This window comes from Streptomyces sp. NPDC055078 (genome assembly GCF_053607985.1).
The window spans coordinates 1-2,190 of record NZ_JBSGUP010000969.1 but is presented as its reverse complement, the minus strand read 5'-3'; the positions used below and the strand labels follow the sequence as shown (position 1 = coordinate 2,190).

2 protein-coding genes and 1 tRNA gene are annotated in these 2,190 nt (G+C 69.7%); 1 reads left to right on the top strand and 2 read right to left on the bottom strand.

What is annotated here, in order from left to right:
- Positions 1–148 precede the first annotated feature (148 nt).
- A complete protein-coding gene (locus tag ACWF94_RS39230) occupies positions 149–967 on the bottom strand; it encodes an SAM-dependent methyltransferase (RefSeq protein WP_453499876.1) in 819 nt (272 codons plus the stop codon).
- 407 nt (positions 968–1,374) lie between these two features.
- On the opposite strand from ACWF94_RS39230, the gene ACWF94_RS39225 reads away from it, so the two are divergent.
- The gene (locus ACWF94_RS39225) at positions 1,375–1,692 is read left to right on the top strand and encodes a hypothetical protein (protein WP_453499874.1); all 318 of its coding nucleotides are present in this window, start codon (positions 1,375–1,377) and stop codon (positions 1,690–1,692) included.
- Between the two features lie 257 nt (positions 1,693–1,949).
- Here the strand turns inward: ACWF94_RS39225 and ACWF94_RS39220 are convergent.
- Positions 1,950–2,022, bottom strand: a tRNA-Lys gene (locus ACWF94_RS39220).
- Positions 2,023–2,190 lie beyond the last annotated feature (168 nt).

Below are 2,190 nucleotides of genomic sequence, written 5' to 3'. Positions count from 1 at the left end.
GTCTGACCTCAGAAGTCGATGCTTCCGGCGCGGAGAGTGCTCACCTGCTGGCGGCTACGGCACCAAGTCTCTACGACCCGGTAGCTCCCATTAGGTGCGGCAGGCAGCGCGAGCCGGTGCTCACGGCTCACGGGCCATGAGCCGGTGCTCACGGCTTACGGGCCAGCCCTCCGTGGTCTCCGGTGCGCTCGTCCACGGACCCCACCTGCGGCTCGTCCGGGCGCCAGTCCTCCACCGGGACCAGTCCCGGCTCGACCAGTTCGAGGCCGGTGAAGTACTCGTGCAGCTGCGCCACCGTGCGCAGGTGGTACGCGTCGGCACCGCTCTTCGCGTACTTGTCGGCGGCAGTGCGCACCTCCTCGCTGCTGGGGGTGTTGTCCCTCAGCAGCAGATAGCTGCCCGAGGGGACAGCGGCCATGACACGGGCCGGGATGGACTTGGCCTCATCGAAGTCCGCGACGTAGCCGAGGATGCCGAGGAAGATCACCGCGATGGGCTCGTTGAAGTTCAGCACGTTGCGGGCATCCGAGATGATCAGCTCGGGGTCGTGCACATCGGCGTCGACGTACGCGGTGACGCCTTCCGGGGTGGTGTTGGTCAGCAGCGCACGGGCGTGGGCCAGCACGATCGGGTCGTTGTCCACGTAGAGGACCCGGCACTCGGGTGCGAGCGTCTGCGCGACCTCGTGCGTGTTCAGCATGGTGGGCAGACCGGTGCCGATGTCGAGGAACTGGCGTATCCCCAGCTCGCCGGTCAGGTGGCGCACCGCGCGCACCAGGAACTGCCGCGACTGGCGGGCCAGCGTGACGATCTGCGGATACGACGCCACGACCGCGTCACCGGCGGCCTGGTCCACCAGGTAGTTGTCCTTGCCTCCCAGCCAGTAGTTCCACACCCGCGCCGAGCTGGGCGTATGGGGAAACTCAGGGGGCGGCGTGGTCGAATTGCCAGACGATTCCTGGGACATGGCGCCGAGGCTACGACCTCGGGGCCCTGCGCGGAAGGTGGGTGCGGCCAGGTACTCGCCCCTCATCGGCCGCCCCCTGCGCGGACGGCTGAGGCGACGCTTGACCTGAAGTGCGGTTGAGAGATCAGCGTCGCGTGCGTTCGGCGAACGACCCTCACCCCGCGGAGGGCGCCGGCAGATGACAAAGCTCGACCTGGGACCCATCGGCGTGACCCTGGACGTACGCGCCGACGGCGGTCATCTCCACGACGCCGCCCTGCTGGAGGACCTCGGCTGCTCGGCACTCTGGATCGCGGGCGGCCAGCTGAGGACGCTGGACCCGCTGCCGGACGTCATCCGGGCGACCGGGGCGGTCACCGTGGGCAGCGCGATCATCCCTGCTGGGGGCCGAGGCGGCGCTCGCCGTCATGGAGTACGTCGTCCTCGACAGCGATCCGCAGCGAGCCAGGGGCACTGTGCGCGATTCCATCGGCTTCCTGGTCCAGGTGGGCGGCTACCCCCAGAACCTGCGCCGGATGGGCTTCACCGACGAGGACATCGCGGGGCCGAGCGACCGCCTGCTCGACGGGCTGGTCGCCTGGGGCGACATCGACGCCGTCGCCGCCCGAGTGCGGCGCCACCTCGACGCGGGCGCCGACCAGGTCGTGCTCGTCGTCCAGCCGACGGAACCGGACACCGTGCCGCGCGCCGAGTGGCGTGCGCTGGCCGACGCCCTCATCGGCTGAGGAACTCGGCGCCAAGAAGCGGGAGATCCCGGGCGAGCCTTCCGTGGACGGACACCGGGAAGGTGCTCGTCCAGGAGGAAGGGACGAACATGGTGTCGTTCGAGGAGGCGGAGGAGGAGCTGACGGAGCGGGTGGCGGCCCTGGTTCCGCGCGCCCCGAAGGGCCCGGATGGGACTCTCGCTCACGCACCGCTCACGCAGGAGCCCCGAAATAAGGTCAGCCCCCGGCCAGATGGGCTCTGACCAGGGGCTGGAGGGTAGGCCGTGTGGGACTCGAACCCACAACCAACGGATTAAAAGTCCGCTGCTCTGCCAATTGAGCTAACGGCCCTCGGCGAGTCATCCACGAGCATAGCCGGACCCGACCCGTGAGCCGATCGGGTATCCGATCAACGCAGCGGAGAAGTCGTCCGACGTCACCGGCATGGCGCCCCGCCCAGGGTATGCCGCCCGCGCGGCGCGTAGCTCGCCGGGCCCGGCCACGGGGAACGCCAGGGCC